Below are 831 nucleotides of genomic sequence, written 5' to 3'. Positions count from 1 at the left end.
GCCAACTTCGATGACTTCAGAGAGGTCTGAGCACCCGGAAAGGGAGATGGCCATCAAGGCCGCAGCGAAAGTCATTTTTCTCATGATTAACTCCATGTTGTGAATGATGGGATGAATTGAAGGGGAGGGTCGATAAATGGGAGTTGGTGCGAGTTAGCCATTTCTGCATGTGGCAATGGCATCACTGACCAAGGGCTGAACTGCTGATTGCGCCTCGCCCGACGAGATGTCATCCGGTGGTACCCCTACGGTGACGGAGTAGCTAGCCAAGACATTCGTGTATACACAGTCGCAGAAATCTGGGTTTTCCAGATCGTCCAGCGTGATCTGGTCAACACACAGGGCGTTAATGCTTTCCTCGAAGGTGCTGTTGGGCTCCTCTGCGCATCCAGCCAGCAAGATGGACGCGGCAGGCAGCAATAAAGATAGAGTCTTCATTGTGGTGGCTCTTCTGATATTGATAGGAGGCGGCCTGTCGATGTGTGACAGGCCTTCATGGGGTTGGCGCGATATCGCTGGTATAGGCTCGGTGGTTAAACCGTGAGCATCAGCGCGAAGCAAACCAACCAGACGATGAAGTAGGCCAGGTTGTGCTTCAGGGCCTGGGCTCTTTGATACAGGTAAACGGGGATCAGCCAGGTGATTCCTTTGAACTTGCTGGTGTCGATACCGGATTGCTCCAGACGCTTTTCATCCCAGAATGACAAGGCGATGTTGAGAGCCAGAGTGATGTACCAGAACTCGGCATTCGAGAGGGCTTGTTCTATCCGGTATTCATTTCCGTCGTAAGCTACACCTGCGACGATGGATTCGAGGATCAAGCCAATCAGT

General features: G+C 52.3%; 1 protein-coding gene and 1 pseudogene. Both read right to left on the bottom strand.

Translation table 11 applies throughout. The features are described 5' to 3' along the window. Positions 1-153 precede the first annotated feature (153 nt). The gene (locus A3754_RS03340; protein ID WP_063518846.1) at positions 154-438 is read right to left on the bottom strand and encodes a hypothetical protein; all 285 of its coding nucleotides are present in this window, start codon (positions 436-438) and stop codon (positions 154-156) included. A 95-nt stretch (positions 439-533) separates the two neighbouring features. Beyond that, positions 534-831: pseudogene (locus A3754_RS27090) on the bottom strand (DUF4339 domain-containing protein); the annotation flags it as partial.

The organism is Alcanivorax sp. HI0083, assembly GCF_001635175.1.
Note: the sequence above shows the minus strand (reverse complement) of the source record. Positions and strands in the feature narration are given on the sequence as shown.